At 63.2% G+C, this 17,812-nt stretch carries 10 protein-coding genes; 8 read left to right on the forward strand and 2 right to left on the reverse strand.

Going from position 1 to position 17,812, the window contains the following annotated elements:
• The first annotated feature begins 35 nt into the window (after positions 1–35).
• The 6 genes from C4J93_RS13460 to C4J93_RS13485 all read left to right on the forward strand — a co-directional run bounded on the left by C4J93_RS13460 (position 36) and on the right by C4J93_RS13485 (position 12,287).
• Positions 36–1,787, forward strand: coding sequence for a type I secretion system permease/ATPase (locus C4J93_RS13460; RefSeq protein WP_124429595.1), 1,752 nt, complete (start codon positions 36–38; stop codon positions 1,785–1,787).
• On the forward strand, positions 1,784–3,085 hold the full coding sequence (locus C4J93_RS13465; RefSeq protein WP_124429596.1) for an HlyD family type I secretion periplasmic adaptor subunit: 1,302 nt from the start codon (positions 1,784–1,786) through the stop codon (positions 3,083–3,085). Before C4J93_RS13460 ends, C4J93_RS13465 begins: the two co-directional genes overlap by 4 nt.
• 2 nt (positions 3,086–3,087) lie before the next feature.
• Positions 3,088–4,428 carry a TolC family outer membrane protein gene (locus C4J93_RS13470; RefSeq protein ID WP_124429597.1) on the forward strand — a complete coding sequence of 447 codons (1,341 nt, stop codon included), beginning with the start codon at positions 3,088–3,090 and terminating at the stop codon, positions 4,426–4,428.
• A gap of 32 nt (positions 4,429–4,460) precedes the next feature.
• The gene (locus C4J93_RS13475) at positions 4,461–7,418 is read left to right on the forward strand and encodes an autotransporter serine protease (RefSeq protein WP_124429598.1); all 2,958 of its coding nucleotides are present in this window, start codon (positions 4,461–4,463) and stop codon (positions 7,416–7,418) included.
• Positions 7,419–7,576: 158 nt separating this feature from the next.
• A complete protein-coding gene (locus C4J93_RS13480; protein ID WP_124429599.1) occupies positions 7,577–10,684 on the forward strand; it encodes an autotransporter serine protease in 3,108 nt (1,035 codons plus the stop codon).
• A 178-nt stretch (positions 10,685–10,862) separates the two neighbouring features.
• Entirely contained in the window at positions 10,863–12,287 is a 1,425-nt protein-coding gene (locus tag C4J93_RS13485; protein WP_124429600.1) for a lipase, read from the forward strand.
• Between the two features lie 133 nt (positions 12,288–12,420).
• On the opposite strand, the gene C4J93_RS13490 is transcribed toward C4J93_RS13485, so the two are convergent.
• Positions 12,421–12,645 carry a YgdI/YgdR family lipoprotein gene (locus C4J93_RS13490; protein WP_124367036.1) on the reverse strand — a complete coding sequence of 75 codons (225 nt, stop codon included), beginning with the start codon at positions 12,643–12,645 and terminating at the stop codon, positions 12,421–12,423.
• Positions 12,646–12,832: 187 nt separating this feature from the next.
• Between C4J93_RS13490 and C4J93_RS13495 the strand changes: the two genes are divergently transcribed.
• Both C4J93_RS13495 and C4J93_RS13500 read left to right on the forward strand, forming a co-directional pair.
• Positions 12,833–14,479 carry a VRR-NUC domain-containing protein gene (locus C4J93_RS13495; RefSeq protein ID WP_124429601.1) on the forward strand — a complete coding sequence of 549 codons (1,647 nt, stop codon included), beginning with the start codon at positions 12,833–12,835 and terminating at the stop codon, positions 14,477–14,479.
• The gene (locus C4J93_RS13500) at positions 14,476–16,734 is read left to right on the forward strand and encodes an ATP-dependent DNA helicase (RefSeq protein ID WP_124429602.1); all 2,259 of its coding nucleotides are present in this window, start codon (positions 14,476–14,478) and stop codon (positions 16,732–16,734) included. The genes C4J93_RS13495 and C4J93_RS13500 overlap by 4 nt, the downstream gene beginning before the upstream one ends.
• A gap of 126 nt (positions 16,735–16,860) precedes the next feature.
• Here the strand turns inward: C4J93_RS13500 and C4J93_RS13505 are convergent, their stop codons facing one another.
• Positions 16,861–17,811 carry an alpha-E domain-containing protein gene (locus C4J93_RS13505; RefSeq protein WP_124362847.1) on the reverse strand — a complete coding sequence of 317 codons (951 nt, stop codon included), beginning with the start codon at positions 17,809–17,811 and terminating at the stop codon, positions 16,861–16,863.
• Position 17,812 lies beyond the last annotated feature (1 nt).

Consider the following 17,812-nt stretch of genomic DNA (forward strand, 5'->3'; position numbering starts at 1 on the left):
TGCGCGTACTTTGGGTTCATGGAAGATAAGAAGATATGACCAAGCCCCATACCGTTGCACCCTTGTTCAAGGCGCTGGGTGAATACAAGAGCATCTTGATCAGCGTTGGCTGTTTTACCGCGTTGATTAACCTGTTGATGCTGGTGCCATCGATTTACATGCTGCAAGTGTACGACCGCGTGCTGTCCTCCCAGAATGAAACCACCCTGGTGATGTTGACGTTGATGGTCGTGGGGTTCTTTGCGTTTATAGGCCTGCTGGAAGTTATCCGCAGTTTTATCGTGATCCGCATCGGCGCCCAGTTGGAGCGGCGGTTCAACTTGCGCGTGTACAAAGCCGCATTCGAACGCAACCTGCAACGCGGCCAGGGACACGCCGGGCAGTCCTTGGGCGACTTGACCCATATTCGCCAGTTCATCACCGGGCCTGCGTTATTCGCATTTTTCGATGCGCCGTGGTTTCCCATCTACCTGTTTGTGATTTTCCTGTTCAACCTGTGGCTCGGCGTGTTGGCCACGGCCGGCGCGGTGCTGTTGATTGCACTGGCCTGCCTCAACGAATACCTGACCAAAAAGCCCCTGGGCGAAGCCAGCGGTTATTCCCAACAGTCGACTCAGTTGGCCACCAGCCATTTGCACAATGCCGAAACCATCCAGGCCATGGGCATGCTCGGCGCGCTGCGCCAGCGTTGGTTCGCGGTGCATTCGCAGTTCCTCGGCTTGCAGAACAAGGCCAGCGACACCGGTTCGGTGATCACCTCCCTGAGCAAATCCCTGCGCCTTTGCCTGCAATCCTTGGTGTTGGGTCTCGGTGCGCTGCTGGTGATCAAGGGCGATATGACCGCCGGGATGATGATCGCCGGTTCCATCCTGATGGGCCGGGTACTCAGCCCCATCGACCAGTTGATCGCCGTGTGGAAGCAGTGGAGCTCGGCCAAGCTGGCCTACCAGCGCCTCGACGAGCTGCTGCGCGAATTCCCGCCGCAGGCCGAGCAGATGGCCTTACCGGCGCCCAACGGCCAGGTGAGCTTCGAGCAGGTCAGCGCCGGCCCGCCGGGTCGGCGCCTGGCGACCCTGCACCACGTCAACTTCAACCTCGGCGCCGGTGAAGTGCTGGGCGTGCTCGGCGCCTCGGGTTCCGGTAAATCCACCCTGGCGCGCGTACTGGTAGGCGTGTGGCCGACCCTGGCCGGCACCGTGCGCCTGGACGGCGCGGATATTCACCGCTGGGACCGCGACGACCTCGGCCCGCATATCGGCTACTTGCCCCAGGACATCGAACTGTTCAGCGGCAGCATCGCCGACAACATCGCGCGCTTTCGCCAGGCCGACCCGCAGCTTGTGGTGAAGGCGGCGCAACAGGCCGGGGTGCACGAGTTGATCCTGCGCCTGCCCCAGGGCTACGACACCCTGCTGGGCGACAACGGCGGCGGCCTGTCCGGCGGGCAGAAGCAACGCGTGGCCCTGGCCCGCGCACTGTATGGCGGCCCGCGGCTGATCGTGCTGGATGAGCCCAACTCAAACCTCGACACCGTCGGCGAAGCCGCGCTGGCCAGCGCCATCGTGCAGATGAAGGCTCAGGGCAGCAGCGTGGTGCTGGTGACGCACCGTTCCTCCGCATTGGCCCAGGCTGACAAGTTGCTGATCCTCAACGAAGGTCAATTGCAGGCCTTCGGACCCAGCCAGGAAGTGCTGCGCGCGTTGTCCGGGCAGCAGGAAGCACCGAAGGAAAAACCCGGCGTCAGCTTTAGTCGCCAGTATCAGGCCGGAAGGAATCCAGGCGCATGAGCAGCCTTATCGTTGAACAACACGACGCACGTTTCTTCGTCCGCATGGGCTGGCTGCTGACTGTGGTGGGCGCCGGTGGTTTTTTCCTCTGGGCCAGCCTGGCGCCGCTGGACCAAGGCATCCCGGTGCAGGGCACGGTGGTGGTGTCGGGCAAGCGCAAGGCCGTGCAAACCCTAAGCCCCGGCGTGGTCAGCCGGATTCTGGTGCGCGAAGGCGAGGTGGTGAAGCAGGGCCAGCCGCTGTTTCGCCTCGACCAGACCCAGCACCAGGCCGACGTGCAGTCGCTGCAAGCGCAGTACCGCATGGCCTGGGCCAGCGCCGCGCGCTGGCAGAGCGAACGTGACAACCTGCCAGGCGTGCGCTTTCCGGCCGAACTGAGCGCCAACCCCGACCCGGCCCTGGCGCTGGTGCTCGAAGGCCAACGCCAACTGTTCAGCAGTCGGCGCGAAGCCTTTGCCCGTGAGCAGGCGGGCATCCGTGCAAGCATCGACGGCGCCACGTCGCAGTTGGGCGGCATGCGCCGCGCCCGCACTGACCTGAGCGCCCAGGCGCAATCCCTGCGTGAGCAACTGAGCAACCTGCAACCCCTGGCCGATAACGGCTACATCCCGCGCAATCGGCTGATGGACTACCAGCGCCAGTTGTCCCAGGTGCAGCAGGACCTGGCGCAAAACGCCGGCGAGACCGGCCGCGTCGAGCAGGGCATTGTCGAATCGCGCCTCAAATTGCAGCAGCACAGCGAGGAATATCAGAAGGAAGTGCGCAGCCAACTGGCCGATGCGCAACTGCGCAGCCTGACCCTGGAGCAGCAACTCACCTCCGCCGGGTTCGACCTGCAGCACAGCGAAATCAACGCGCCGGCCGATGGCATCGCGGTCAACCTCAGCGTACACACCGAAGGCGCCGTAGTGCGGGCCGGTGAAACCCTGCTGGAGATCGTGCCCCAAGGCACGCGCCTGGAAGTGGAAGGGCACTTGCCGGTGCACCTGGTGGACAAGGTCGGCACGCACCTGCCGGTGGACATCCTCTTCACCGCCTTCAACCAGAGCCGCACCCCGCGCGTGCCGGGGGAGGTGAGCCTGATTTCCGCCGACCAGATGCTCGATGAAAAGACCGGCGCCCCCTATTACGTGTTGCGCACCACGGTCAGCGAGGCAGCGCTGGAAAAACTCCACGGCCTGGTGATCAAGCCGGGCATGCCCGCCGAGATGTTCGTGCGCACCGGCGAGCGCTCGTTGCTCAATTACCTGTTCAAGCCGCTGCTCGACCGCGCCGGCTCCGCGTTGACCGAGGAATGAACATGAAACCTGTGTTCATCGCCTTGCTGTTCAGCTGCGCCAGCGCGCACGCCGCCATGGGCCCGTTCGATGTGTACGAGCAAGCCCTGCGCAATGACCCGGTGTTCCTCGGCGCGATCAAGGAGCGCGACGCCGGCCTGGAAAACCGCACCATCGGCCGCGCCGGCTTGTTGCCCAGGCTGTCGTACAACTACAACAAGGGCCGCAACAACTCCGAGGCGCACTTGCCCGATGGGCGCGGTGGCAGCTATCGCGACGACCGCAACTACAACAGCTACGGCTCCACCTTCAGCCTGCAACAGCCGCTGTTCGACTACGAAGCCTATGCCAACTACCGCAAGGGCGTGGCCCAGGCGCTGTTTGCCGATGAAAGCTTTCGCGACAAGAGCCAGGCGCTGCTGGTGCGGGTGTTGAGCTACTACACCCAGGCGCTGTTCGCCCAGGACCAGATCGACATCGCCCGTGCCAAGAAAAAAGCCTTCGAGCAACAGTTCCAACAGAACCAGCACCTGTTCCAGCAAGGCGAGGGCACCCGCACCGATATTCTCGAGGCGGAATCGCGTTATGAGCTGGTCACCGCCGAAGAGATCCAGGCCCTGGATGAGCAGGATGCGTCCCTGCGCGAGCTGGGTGCGTTGATCGGCGTGCAAAGCGTCAACATCAACGACCTGGCACCGCTGAACCAGGGTTTCGCCGCGTTCACCCTGTCGCCGGCCAACTATGACACCTGGCATGAACTGGCGATCAGCAACAACCCGACGCTCGCCTCCCAGCGCCAGGCCCTGGAAGTGGCGCGCTATGAAGTGGAGCGCAACCGCGCCGGGCATTTGCCCAAGGTCACTGCGTACGCCAGTTCGCGCAAGCAGGAGTCCGACAGCGGCAACACTTACAACCAGCGCTACGACACCAACACCATCGGCGTCGAGGTCAGCGTGCCGCTGTATGCCGGTGGTGGCATCTCGGCGTCCACGCGCCAGGCCAGCCGCGCCATGGAACAGGCCGAGTACGAACTGGAAGGCAAGACCCGCGAAACCCTGATCGAACTGCGCCGCCAGTTCAGCGCGTGCCTGTCCGGGGTGAGCAAGCTGCGCGCCTATCAAAAAGCCCTGGCCTCCGCCGAGGCGCTGGTGGTGTCGACCAAGCACAGCATCCTCGGCGGCGAGCGGGTCAACCTCGATGCATTGAATGCCGAGCAGCAGCTCTACAGCACCCGCCGCGACCTCGCCCAGGCGCGGTACGACTACCTGATGGCCTGGACCAAATTGCACTACTACGCGGGCAACTTGCGTGACACCGACCTGGCCAAGGTGGATGAAGCCTTCGGCCCGGAGAGAAAATTGTAGGCGTGTGAATAACAATAAACAGGAGTGTACGGATGATCACGGATTCACCACGTTTCAAACCTTTCACCGCAGGCTCATTGCTGCTGTTGTCCGTTGCGGCACAGGCGCAATACGCCGAAACCGGCCAGCCGGGTGATCCCGCCAGCTGGCGTTCCGCCGAGTACCAGAGCGACTGGGGCCTGGGGCGCATGAAGGCGGATGAAGCCTATGCCGCCGGAATCAGCGGCAATGGCGTGAAAATCGGTGCGCTGGACTCGGGTTTCGATACCAATCACCCCGAAGCGGCCAAAGACCGTTTCCACCTGGTCACCGCCAGCGGCACCTACGTCGACGGCAGCGCCTTCAACACCACCGGCGCGCTCAACCCGAACAACGACTCCCACGGCACCCACGTCACCGGCACCATGGGCGCGGCCCGCGACGGCGTGGGCATGCACGGCGTGGCGTATAACGCGCAGGTGTATGTCGGCAACACCAACGCCGACGACAGCTTCCTGTTCGGCCCCACCCCGGACCCCAAGTATTTCAAGGCGGTGTACACCGCCCTGGTGGATTCCGGCGTGCGCGCCATCAACAACAGCTGGGGCAGCCAGCCCAAAGACGTCAGCTACCAGACCCTGGACGACCTGCACGCGGCCTACGCCCAGCACTACAACCGCGGCACCTGGCTGGACGCGGCGGCGGACGTGGCCAAGGCCGGCGTGATCAACGTGTTCAGCGCCGGCAACAGCGGTTACGCGAACGCCAGCGTGCGCTCGGCGTTGCCCTACTTTCAGCCGGAACTGGAAGGCCACTGGCTGGCGGTGTCGGGGCTGGATAAAGCCAACAACCAGAAGTACAACAAGTGCGGCATCGCCAAGTACTGGTGTATTTCCACGCCCGGTGCGCTGATCAACAGCACCATCCCGGACGGCGGTTATGGTGTGAAATCCGGCACTTCGATGTCGGCGCCCCATGCCACGGGCGCATTGGCGCTGGTGATGGAACGCTACCCCTACATGACCAACGAGCAGGCGCTGCAGGTGCTGTTGACCACCGCCACCCAGCTCGACGGCTCGATCACCCAGGCGCCCAACGCCATCGTCGGCTGGGGCGTACCGGACCTGGGCCGGGCGATGCACGGGCCGGGGCAGTTGCTCGGTGCGATGGACGTGAACCTGGCAGCCGGGCAGGGCGATGTGTGGAGCAATGGTATTTCTGACCAGGCATTGCTCCAGCGTCAGGCAGAAGACCGCGCCGAGCACAGCGCCTGGCAGCAGACCCTGCTCGATAAGGGCTGGCAAAACGGCGTGGGTGCCACGGCCAGCCAGCAGGACCAGACCGACTACGCCGTGGGCAACGCGCGCGATCAAGCTGCAGCGAATCGCGTGTACGAAGGCAGCCTGATCAAATCCGGCGCGGGTAGCCTGGTGCTCAGCGGCGACAGCACCTATCGCGGCGCGACCACCGTCAACGGCGGCCTGCTGGCCGTGAACGGCTCGTTGACCTCGGCCGTCACCGTCAATAACAGCGCCACCTTGGGCGGTTCCGGGCGTATCGGCGCGCTGTCGGTCAACAACGGCGGGCGTGTCGCGCCGGGCAATTCAGTGGGCACATTGCAGGTGGCGGGGGATGTGAACCTGGGCGCAGGCTCTACCTACGCGGTCGAACTGACCCCGACCAGCAGCGACCGCATTGTCGCCGGCGGCAAGGCCGTGCTCGGCGGCGGTACGGTGACCCTGGCCCTGGAAAACAGCCCGACCTTATTGAGCCAGAGCCAGGCCCAGAGCCTGATCGGTCGCCAATACTCGATCCTTGAAGCGGCCGGCGGTATCCAGGGCCAGTTCGGCCAAGTGCTGCCGAACTACCTGTTCCTCGGCGGCACCCTCGACTATGCCGCCAACGGCGTGCAATTGGCGGTCGGGCGCAATGACGCCAGCTTTGCCAGCGTCGGCGCCACCCGAAACCAGCGCGCCGTCGCCACGGCCGCCGAGCAATTGGGCGCCGGCAACCCGGTGTATGAAAGCCTGCTGCAGTCGGACTCGGTTGCCACGGCGCAACAGGGCTTGCAGCAACTGTCCGGTGAAATCTACCCGGCCGTGGACGCGATGTTGATCAACGACAGCCGCCAACTGCGTGACGCGGTAGGCGAACGTCTGCGCCATGTGCCGGTGGCCGGTGAAAGCAACCTGTGGCTCAAGGCCCTGGGCGCCTGGGGCAAGTCGGACACTCGCAGTGAAACGGCGGGCGCCACTACCTCCATCGGCGGCTTGCTGGCCGGGGTCGACGGCGCACTCGACGAACAGACCCGCATCGGCGTGGTCGCCGGCTACAGCGACAGCTCCTTGAGCCTGGGCAGCGGCACGCATTCATCGGCGTCCATCGACAGCTACCACTTCGGCGCGTATGCCGGGCGTGAGCTGGGCGCCTGGAGGGTGAGCGTCGGCGGTGCCTACAGCTGGCATCGTGGCGATGTGAAACGTGACCTGCAATACGGCGAGGTCAGCGGCAAGCAGAAAACCAAGCTGGATGCGCGCACCGCACAGCTGTTCACCGAAGCCGCCTACCGCATTCACCTGCAGCCGCTGGCACTGGAGCCGTTTGCCAACTTGGCCTACGTGCACCTGGACAGTGAGTCGTTCCACGAAAAAGGCGCCGCAGCGGCCCTGGAACGTGGCAGTGATCGACGTGATGCGGTGCTCGGCACCCTGGGGCTGCGGGCGTTGAAAAGCCTGGCGTTGAACGACCACCAGCAGCTTGAGCTGTCGGGCTCCCTGGGCTGGCAACACAGCCTCACTGCCGTCGAATCCGAAGAACACCTGGCGTTTGTCGCAGGTGGCCCTTCATTCGCCGTGCGCAGCGCGCCGTTGCTGCGCGACGCGGCCCTGGTGGGCGTGCAGGCGAGCCTGGCGCTGAGCCCGTCGACGCGGGTCAACCTGGATTACAACGGCCAATTGGGTGGACGCGAGAAAACCCAGGGCGTGGGGCTGAGCCTGAACTGGCAGTTCTAGGGGAAACACCGCAGTTCAACTGTGGGAGGGGGCTTGCTCCCGAAGGCGGCGTGTCAGACGCCCGTTGTGCCGACTGATACATCGCCATCGGGAGCAAGCCCCCTCCCACATGGGAAGTGGTTCACATACTGGCAATAAGAAAACTAAGGAAGGTCACCGTGAAAAAACGCAAGTCAGGGTTAACTACCGCCATCCCCACAGGCCCGGGCTATCCGCTCAAGGCCTTGAGCAGCGTGCCATACGGCGCGTTGTTGTGTTGCCTGGCAAGCCTGGGGACCGCCCAGGCCGCACCCTATGTGGAAACCGGCAAGCTGGGCGACGCCGCCAGTTGGCGCAGCAATGAGTTCAAGGCCGATTGGGGCCTGGGCGCGGTGCATGCCGACACCGCGTATGCGGCGGGCTACACCGGCAAAGGCGTCAAGCTGGGCATCTTCGACCAGCCGGTGTATGCCCAGCACCCGGAATTCGCCAGCCCCAACAAAGTGGTGACGATCGTCACCGAGGGCATCCGCCAATACACCGACCCGTATATCCCGGTGAAGGCAGGTGATGCGTTTCGCTATGACGGCACGCCGTCCCTGGGCTCCAATGGCAAGCTGGGCAACCACGGTACCCATGTCGGCGGCATTGCGGCCGGTAACCGCGACGGCGGACCGATGCATGGCGTGGCGTTCAACGCGCAGATCATCAGCGCCGAAAACGGTGACCCAGGCCCGGAAGACGGGATCATCCTGGGCAACGATGGTGCGGTGTACAAAGCCGGTTGGGATGCACTGGTGGCCAGTGGCGCGCGGATCATCAACAACAGTTGGGGCATTGGCATCGGTGACCAGTACGCCAAGGGCGGCCGCGATCCGGCCTTTCCCAACTTCACGGTCAATGAAGCCCAGGCGCAGTTCAACACCATCCGGCCGATTCTCGGCACGATTGCCGGCGGTGCTTACCAAGGTGCGATCGACGCCGCCCGCAGCGGTGTGCTGACCATCTTTGCCGCCGGTAACGACTACAACCGCAACAACCCGGATGCCATTTCGGGCCTGGCGTATTTCGTGCCGGACATTGCGCCGAACTGGCTGTCGGTGGCGGCCCTGCAGCAGAACCCGGACACCAGCAGTGCCAACCCGTACGTGATCAGCACCTTCTCTTCGCGCTGCGGCTATGCGGCGAGTTTCTGTGTGTCGGCACCGGGCACCAAGATTTTCAGTTCGATCATCAACGGCACCAACCTGGACAACCTCACCACCGACTACGCCAACTTCAACGGCACCTCCATGGCCGCGCCCCACGTGGCCGGCAGTGCGGCGGTGCTGATGGAGCGCTTCCCGTACATGAGTGGCGACCAGATCTCCACGCTGCTCAAGACCACCGCCACCGACCTCGGCGCGCCGGGCATCGACTCGCTGTACGGCTGGGGCATGATCAACCTGGGCAAGGCAGTCAATGGCCCGGGGATGTTCATTACCGCCGAGGATATTCCGGCTGAGTTTCGCATCGACGGCGCCTATGGCACTGGCCAGTTCGTCGCGGACCTGCCGGGCATCGGCGCGGTGGTGGATGCCGGCAAACCGACCCAGCGCGTGTGCAACGACGTGCATTGCGGGCTGGATGTGTGGAGCAACGACATCGCCGGGCATGGTGGCCTGACCAAGCAGGGCATTGGCGCCCTGGTGCTGACCGGCGCCAACACCTACAGCGGCCCGACCCTGGTTAACCAGGGGTTGCTGGCGATCAACGGCTCGGTTACCTCCGACGTGACGGTCAGCCAGAGTGGCATCGTCGGTGGCTCCGGGCGCATCGGTTCGCTGAGCGCAAACAGCGGCGGCACCGTGGCGCCGGGCAACTCCATCGGCACGCTGAACGTGGCGGGCAATGTCACCTTCGAGCCGGGCTCGACTTACGCGGTGGAATTGTCACCCACCAGCAGCGACCGTATCGTTGCCGGCGGCACCGCCACGCTGAACGGCGGCACCGTGACCCTGGCCCTGGAAAACAGTCCGACCCTGTTGAGCGCGACCCAGGCGCAAAGCCTGATCGGCCGCCAGTACAACATCCTGCAAGCCGCAGGTGGCGTCACTGGCAGCTTTGGTGCGGTACTGCCTGACTACCTGTTCATTGGCGGCACCTTGAACTACGCGGCCAATGGTGTGCAGCTGGACGTGGCACGCACCAACAGCTTCGCCAGTGTGGCCGCTACGCCGAACCAACGCGCCGTCGCCGCCGCCGCCGAGCAATTGGGCGCGGGCAATGGGGTGTATGAAAGCTTGCTGCTGGCACCGACGGCGGCCTCGGCGCAAGGCGCGTTCCAGCAACTGAGCGGCGAAGTCTATCCGGCGTTGGAAACGGCGTTGGTCAATGACAGCCGCTACGTACGCGAAGCGGTCGGCGAGCGCCTGCGCAACGGTGAAATGGGCGCGACCAGCCAGGCCATCGACAGCCGTGGCAACGTGTGGGTCAAGGCGCTGGGTGCATGGGGCAAGACCGACAGCCGCAACGACACAGCGGGCTACACCACGTCCATCGGCGGCATGCTCGCCGGTGTCGACGGTGCCCTCGACGACGCGACACGCATCGGCCTGGTGGCGGGCTACAGCGATACCTCGTTGAACATGGGCAGCGATACCCATAGCCGCGCGTCGGTCGACAGCTACCACTTCGGCGCGTATGCCGGGCATGAAATCGGCGCCTGGCGCCTGAGCGGCGGCGCCACCTACAGCTGGCACCGCGCCGATGTGAAGCGCGACCTGCAATACGGTGACGTCAGCGGCAAGCAAAAAGCCAAGGTCGATGCCCACAGCACCCAGCTGTTCACCGAGGCGGCATACCGCATCAACCTGCAACCACTGGCCCTGGAGCCGTTCGCCAACCTGGCCTACGTGCACCTGGACACCGATGGCTTCACCGAGAAGGGCGATGCCGCCGCGCTGAAAAGCGGCGACGACAGCCGCGACCTGGTGCTGAGCACCCTGGGTGTGCGCGCCTTGAAGACCTTCAATGTCAACGATCACCAGCAACTGGAAGTGTCCGGCACCCTGGGCTGGCAGCTCAACCTGAGCAGCACCGACTCCGAACAGCACCTGGCGTTCGCCTCGGGTGGCCCTTCGTTCGCGGTGGAAAGCGCGCCAATGGTGCGTGATGCCGCTCTGGTCGGTGCGCGGGTGAGCCTGGCGTTGAGCAAGGATGCGCGGGTGAACTTCGATTACAACGGTTTGCTGGCCAGCAAGGAGAAGGTGCACGGCGTTGGTTTGAGCCTGGACTGGGCGTTCTAAGGCTTTAAAAACCACTGTAGGAGCGAGCTTGCTCGCGAAGATCGTCAACGATGACGCGCTCTACCTGAAAAAACGCGGCGCCTTTTAGTTTTTCGCGAGCAAGCTCGCTCCTACAGTCGGTAACGGATAACAGGTTTTTTGGCTTTCTCTACAAATCCAACAACAGAGAGGCAGTGCCATGGGTATCTTTGACTACAAAAACCTCGGGACCGAGGGCTCCAAAGCGTTGTTCGCCGATGCGATGGCGATCACGTTGTATTCCTACCACAACCTGGATAACGGCTTCGCCGTGGGGTATCAGCACAATGGCCTGGGCTTGGGCCTGCCGGCCACGCTGGTCGGGGCCTTGCTGGGTAGCACCGATTCCCAGGGGGTGATTCCCGGCCTGCCCTGGAACCCCGATTCGGAAAAAGCCGCGTTAGAGGCGGTGCAACAGGCCGGCTGGACGCCCATCAGCGCCAGCACCCTCGGCTACACCGGCAAGGTCGATGCGCGGGGTACCTTTTTCGGCGAGAAGCCCGGCTACACCACCGCACAGGTCGAGGTGCTGGGCAAGTACGATGACGCGGGCACGTTGCTGGAGATCGGTATCGGTTTTCGCGGTACGTCCGGGCCGCGTGAAAACTTGATCACCGATTCCATCGGCGACCTGGTCAGCGACCTGCTTGCTGCCCTCGGCCCCAAGGACTATGCGAAAAACTACGCCGGCGAAGCCTTCGGCGGCCTGCTCAAGAACGTCGCCGAGTATGCCGGTGCCCACGGCCTGAGCGGCCACGACGTGGTGGTCAGCGGCCACAGCCTGGGAGGGCTTGCGGTCAACAGCATGGCCGACTTGAGCGACAGCAAATGGTCGAGCTTTTACAAGGATTCCAACTACGTGGCCTATGCCTCGCCGACCCAGAGTGCCGGTGACAAGGTGCTGAACGTGGGCTACGAAAATGACCCGGTATTCCGTGCGCTGGATGGCTACTCCTCCAACCTGTCGTCGTTTGGCGTGCACGACAAGCCCCACGCGTCCAGTACCGATAATATCGTCAGCTTCAACGACCACTACGCGTCGACGCTATGGAACGCGCTGCCGTTTTCCATCCTCAACCTGCCGACCTGGGTATCGCACTTGCCCACCGGCTATGGCGACGGCATGACGCGCATCCTCGACTCTGGCTTCTACGAGCAGATGACCCGCGACTCCACGGTGATTGTCGCCAACCTGTCCGACCCGGCGCGGGCCACCACCTGGGTGCAAGACCTCAACCGTAACGCCGAAGCGCACCAGGGCAATACGTTCATTATCGGCAGCCACGGCAACGACCTGATCCAGGGCGGCAAGGGCGCAGACTTTATCGAGGGTGGCAAAGGTAACGACACGATTCGCGACAGCAGCGGGCATAACACCTTTCTGTTCAGCGGGCAGTTTGGCAATGACCGGGTGATCGGCTATCAGGCGACGGATAAGCTGGTGTTCGACGGGGTAGGGGGCAGCACGGATTATCGTGACCACGCCAAGGTGGTGGGCGGCGATACGGTGATCAGCTTCGGCGCCGACTCGGTGACACTGGTGGGTGTGAGCAGTTTGTCGGGGGAGGGGATTGTGATCGGCTAACTATTGGAATGCAGTTAAAACTGTGGGAGGGGGCTTGCTCCCGATAGCGGTGGTCCAGTCACTTCATGTGTCGACTGTCATACCGTCATCGGGAGCAAGCCCCCTCCCACATTTGGTATAGGCCAGCCTGAGATTATTTTTCCTCGCGCACCGTCGCCACATCATCGGCCTTGATGCGGATGCGCTTGCCAGCGATATCGGTGAACTCATAGAAGCCGTCGGCGGTTTTGGCGTTGGGTGTGTCCTTGGTCAAATACTGTGTGCCGTTTTGCAACGTCACCACGGTTTGCGTGGAGCAACCGGCCAATACCAGAAAAGTGAGTGCAACCAGCGGCAGACCCAAATTCTTCATGTTCATTACCCTTACCTTTACCTTGAAAAGCCCCGCAGCGTCTGGCTGCGGGGCATAAATGTTACGCGATCAGCTCCCACATCTGATCGCTTTTTTGCAAAAAGTTGCAGGCGCCATTTATCTATTACCGATTGCAACAATGCGTTTGCAACGGCACTCTGTATGCATAACCAGTAGTTGATTGCTCTGCGCCATGGCCCACCCCCTCGAAGACCCCTTGTATTACCTGCACAACTTCCGCCAAGTGCTGATTGGGTTGCAGCAGCGCTACGCCGATTTGCTCGACCCGGACGAATTGCAGTTCATTCAGCAATTCGACAGGTTGCCGCAAGCGTCCCAGGCGTTATTGGTACGCATGGTCATGCGCAAGGGTGTGCATTTTCGTGGAGCAAAGCTCGATTACCTGGAAATCGGCTGCCCCCATGCGGCCATGCAGCCACTGCTGGCGAGCGGTTGGGTCGATGATCAATGCCTGTTGGGCTTTGATGAGCTGTTCGGCTTGCTGCAAAAAGGCGAACTGCTCATGGCCTTCAAGCCCTGGATCGACCAGCCCAACGCCAGGAAATCCGACTGGCTGGCGCCATTGGCTTCGCGGTTCAGTGAACGCCGCAGCTTTGCCCGTTGGTGCCCCGAGCTGCAGGACGTGCTCTACAGCCTTACGGTAATGGAGCTGTGCGACCGCCTGCGCCTGATGTTTTTCGGCAATCTCTATCAGGACTGGTCGGAGTTCGTGCTGGCGGACCTGGGCATCTACACCTACGAGAAGGTGCCGTTCTGCGCCGAGTCCCGTGGCTTGCGCAGCCGCGCCGACGTGGAGGGCTGTGTGTTCCTGCACCAGTGCCAGCAAGCGTTTGAGGCGGGTGAGGCGCTGGAAACGGTGTTGGCCCACATCGCCAGCTTGCACACCGACAACCCCTGGCTGGAAAAACGCCGCGCCAAGTTGCTGTTCCAGATCGGCCAATGCTGTGAACGCAGCGCTGAACTGGGCTTGGCCGAGCAGATCTATCGCGGCTGCAGCTATCCCGGCGCGCGCGCACGATTGATCCGCGTATTGGAGCGCCAGGAGGCTTATGCGCCCGCCCTGGCGTTGGCCGTCGCCGCGCAACAGGCGCCGGAAAGCGCCGCCGAGCAGCAACACCTGCTGCGCGTAGTGCCGCGCCTGCGGCGCAAGCTGGGTGAGCCGAAGGTGGCGAAGGCCAAGCCGCGGGCCCTCACGCGCCTGGACCTCGCCTTGGCATTCCCCGAGCCGCTGATGTCGGTGGAATATTGCGTGCAGGCCCATCTGAGCGAGCCGGACGCGCCGGTGCATTATGTGGAAAATGGCCTGATCAATTCGCTGTTCGGCCTGCTGTGCTGGGACGTGATCTTCGCGCCGCTGCCGGGCGCGTTTTTCCACCCGTTCCAGCGCGGGCCCGCCGACCTGCACAGCGAAGACTTCCAGCAACGCCGCGCCGCTTTGTTCAGCGCGTGCTTCGAGCAACTGCGCGACGAGCGCTACAAAACCACCATCCGCCAACGCTACGTGGACAAATGGGGAATTCAATCGCCCTTTGTGTTCTGGAACCTGCTCAGCGAAGAGCTGCTGGAACAAGCCCTGACGTGCCTGCCTGCCGAACATTTGCGCTACTGGTTCGAGCGGCTGCTGCTGGACATCCGCGCCAACCGCACCGGGATGCCCGATTTGATCCAGTTCTGGCCGGCGCAAAAAACCTACCGCATGATCGAGGTCAAGGGCCCTGGCGACCGCCTGCAGGACAACCAGCTGCGCTGGCTGGAATTCTGCGGTGAGTACCAGATGCCGGTCACGGTCTGTTATGTGCGCTGGGCAGAGTCCGCTTGAGCTATAGCGTTGCGGTGCGGGCGTTGTGTGAGTTCACGGCCAAGGTCGGTGACCTGGACTTGCGCTTTACCCCATCGCCCAGCGCCCAGGAAGGCATCGTCGGCCATCGCACGGTGGCATCGCGGCGCAGCGCCCACTATCAGAACGAAGTGGCGCTCGAAGGCGAGTATCAGCAACTCAAGGTACGCGGCAGGGCGGACGGCTATGACCCGGACAGCAATCGCCTCGAAGAGGTAAAAACCTATCGCGGTGACCTTCAGGCCCAGCCGGCCAACCATCGGCAACTGCATTGGGCCCAGGTCAAGGTCTACGGCTGGTTGATGTGCCAGAAGCTCGGCCTCGATGACATCGAACTGGCGCTGGTGTACTTCGATATCGTCGGCGAGGGCGAAACCCTGCTCAAGCAACGCTTTGCCGCGCCCGACCTCGAACACTTCTTCAACCAGCAATGCGCGCTGTTTCTGCGCTGGGCCCACCAGCAGATGCAGCACCGTGAAGCGCGCAACCGCGCCGCGCAGAGCCTGGCGTTTCCCCATGCCGAGTTTCGCAGCGGCCAACGCGCGCTGGCCGAATCGGTGTACAAGGCGGTGAGTACCGGCCGCTGCCTGATGGCCCAGGCGCCTACCGGCATCGGCAAGACCGTCGGCACGCTGTTTCCGCTGCTCAAGGCCCTGGCACCACAGCAACTGGACACGGTGTTTTTTCTCACCGCCAAAACCCCCGGTCGCAAGCTGGCGCTGGATGCCGCCCAAGTGCTGTACGACAGCAGCCCCGACTTGCCTTTGCGGGTGCTGGAACTGGTGGCGCGGGACAAGGCGTGCGAGCACCCGGATAAAGCCTGTCACGGCGATTCGTGCCCGCTGGCCAAGGGCTTTTACGACCGTTTGCCCGCCGCGCGCCAGGCGGCGTCCGGGGTTCGCCTGCTTGATCAACGTAATCTGCGCGAGGTGGCGCTGGCCCACGACGTGTGCCCGTATTACCTGAGCCAGGAAATGGCGCGCTGGACCGACGTCGTGGTCGCCGACTACAACTACTATTTCGATTTTGGCGCGATGCTCTTTGGCTTGGCCCAGCTCAACCAATGGCGCGTCGCAGTGCTGGTGGACGAAGCCCATAACCTGGTCGAGCGCGCGCGTTCGATGTACAGCGCCAGCCTCGATCAGTACAGCCTCAAGACCCTGCGCGAGAGTGCGCCCGAGGTGCTGAAAAAGCCCTTGCAGCGCCTGAACCGTGAGTGGAACGCCTTGCACAAGGACCAGCTCGCGCCGTATCAGGCCTACGCGGCCAAACCCGACAAGCTGCTCCAGGCCCTGAGCCTGTGTGCCAGCGCCATGGGCGATTACTTCAACGACCATCCCGAAGCGCTCAATGGCGACCTGCAAGCCTTCTACTTCGAGGCGCTGCAATTTGCCAAGGTGGCCGAGCTGTTCAATGAGCACTTCATCTTCGACATCAGCAAGCGCACGTTCAGCGGCAAGCGCAGCAGCTCGACCCTGTGCCTGCGCAACGTGGTGCCGGCCGAATTCATCCGGCCCCGGTTGACCGCCGCGCGCAGCAGCGTGCTGTTTTCCGCAACCCTTAGCCCACGCCACTATTACGCCGACCTGCTCGGACTGCCGACGGACACCGCCTGGATCGACGTCGAATCGCCGTTCCAGGCCGAGCAATTGCGGGTGAGTATCGTCGAGCGTATTTCCACGCGGTTCGTGCATCGCCAAGCGTCGCTGGAACCCATTGTGGCCTTGATCGCCCAGCAATTTGCCGAGCAACCCGGCAACTACCTGGCGTTTTTCTCAAGCTTCGATTACCTGCAACAGGTGGCGCAGCTGATGGCCGAGCGTCATCCGCAGATTGCGCTGTGGTTGCAGTCGCGGGGCATGGCCGAGGCGCAGCGCCAGGCCTTTCTGGACCAGTTCACCCAGCACAGCCAGGGCATCGGCTTTGCGGTGCTGGGCGGCGCCTTTGGCGAAGGCATCGATTTGCCCGGTGCGCGCCTGATCGGGGCGTTTATCGCCACCTTGGGCTTGCCGCAGCTCAACCCGGTGAATGAACAGATGAAGACACGCATGGGCGCGATCTTCGGCGCGGGGTATGACTACACCTATTTGTACCCCGGTATCCAGAAAGTCGTGCAGGCGGCGGGGAGGGTGATCCGCAGCCAGCACGACCGCGGGGTGGTGATGTTGATCGATGATCGCTTTGGCGAGGCGCGGGTGCGGCAGTTGTTGCCCAAATGGTGGTCGATCAATACCTGACAGGTGGACTGCGGTCCATGTGGGAGGGGGCTTGCTCCCGATAGCGGTGGGTCAGCTACAAATAGGCTGGCTGATACACCGCCATCGGGAGCAAGCCCCCTCCCACAGTTTTGATCTGGGGTGCGCTTAGACCACTTCCAGATACGAGCTTTGTATCGATCGCGCCAACTCGCGCACGCTGTCGATAAAGTCCGTCAGCCGTGTGTGCAGCCCGTCTTCCAGTATTTCATCGATGCCCGTGTACCTCAGCCGCGCCTCGAACTCCGCCGCCAGGCGCTGCGCCGTGCGCCCGTAGCTGCCGGGCAGGTCGGCGAGGATATGGCTAAGTTCCTCGATGCACGCATGCAGCGAGCGCGGCACATCACTGCGCAACAGCAGCAACTCCGACACCGAGCGTGCATTCAAGGCGTTCGGGTACAACTCGGTATACGCCTCGAACGACGATAACGCGCGCAGCAGGGCGCTCCACTGGTAATAACCGCGTGCCGACAGGTCGCTGACTTCCTCGGACTCTTCACCGAACATCTCATACCGCGCATCCAGCAGGCGCAGGGTGTTGTCCGCACGTTCGACAAAGGTGCCCAGGCGAATGAATCTGTAGGCGTCGTTGCGCATGATGGTGCCGGAGGTGGCACCGCGAAACAGGTGCGAGCGTTGCTTGACCCAGTCACAGAAGTGGCTGATGCCGTGTCGCGCCAGGCCGCCGGCGGCGATGCTGCGCATTTCCAGCCAGGTGGCGTTGAGGTTTTCCCACATGTCGGCGGTGATGCGTCCGCGCACCGCGTGGGCGTTGCTGCGGGCGGCGCGCAGGCAGTTGTAGATGCTCGCCGGGTTTTCTTCATCCAGTGCGAAGAAATGCAGCATGCGTTCGGCGTCCAGTTGCGTGTGGCGCTCCAGGTAACTGTCCAGGGTGCCGCTGCTGAGCAGTGACATCGCCAGTTCGTCCAGCCCATCGCTGCGCCCGGCCTGGGGCATCAACGACAGCGAATAACTGACTTCCAGCATGCGCGCCAGGTTCTCGGCGCGTTCCAGGTAGCGCGACATCCAGTACAAGTCTGCGGCGGTTCTACTCAACATG

The sequence above is a fragment of the Pseudomonas sp. R2-37-08W genome, from assembly GCF_003851705.1.
GTDB lineage: Bacteria > Pseudomonadota > Gammaproteobacteria > Pseudomonadales > Pseudomonadaceae > Aquipseudomonas.

Coding starts and splice junctions, on each gene's coding strand:
- C4J93_RS13505 (WP_124362847.1), bottom strand. CDS start 17,811: ATGTTGAGTAGAACCGCCGCAGACTTGTACTGGATGTCGCGCTACCTG.
- C4J93_RS13475 (WP_124429598.1), top strand. CDS start 4,461: ATGATCACGGATTCACCACGTTTCAAACCTTTCACCGCAGGCTCATTG.
- C4J93_RS13470 (WP_124429597.1), top strand. CDS start 3,088: ATGAAACCTGTGTTCATCGCCTTGCTGTTCAGCTGCGCCAGCGCGCAC.
- C4J93_RS13460 (WP_124429595.1), top strand. CDS start 36: ATGACCAAGCCCCATACCGTTGCACCCTTGTTCAAGGCGCTGGGTGAA.
- C4J93_RS13495 (WP_124429601.1), top strand. CDS start 12,833: ATGGCCCACCCCCTCGAAGACCCCTTGTATTACCTGCACAACTTCCGC.
- C4J93_RS13485 (WP_124429600.1), top strand. CDS start 10,863: ATGGGTATCTTTGACTACAAAAACCTCGGGACCGAGGGCTCCAAAGCG.
- C4J93_RS13465 (WP_124429596.1), top strand. CDS start 1,784: ATGAGCAGCCTTATCGTTGAACAACACGACGCACGTTTCTTCGTCCGC.
- C4J93_RS13490 (WP_124367036.1), bottom strand. CDS start 12,645: ATGAACATGAAGAATTTGGGTCTGCCGCTGGTTGCACTCACTTTTCTG.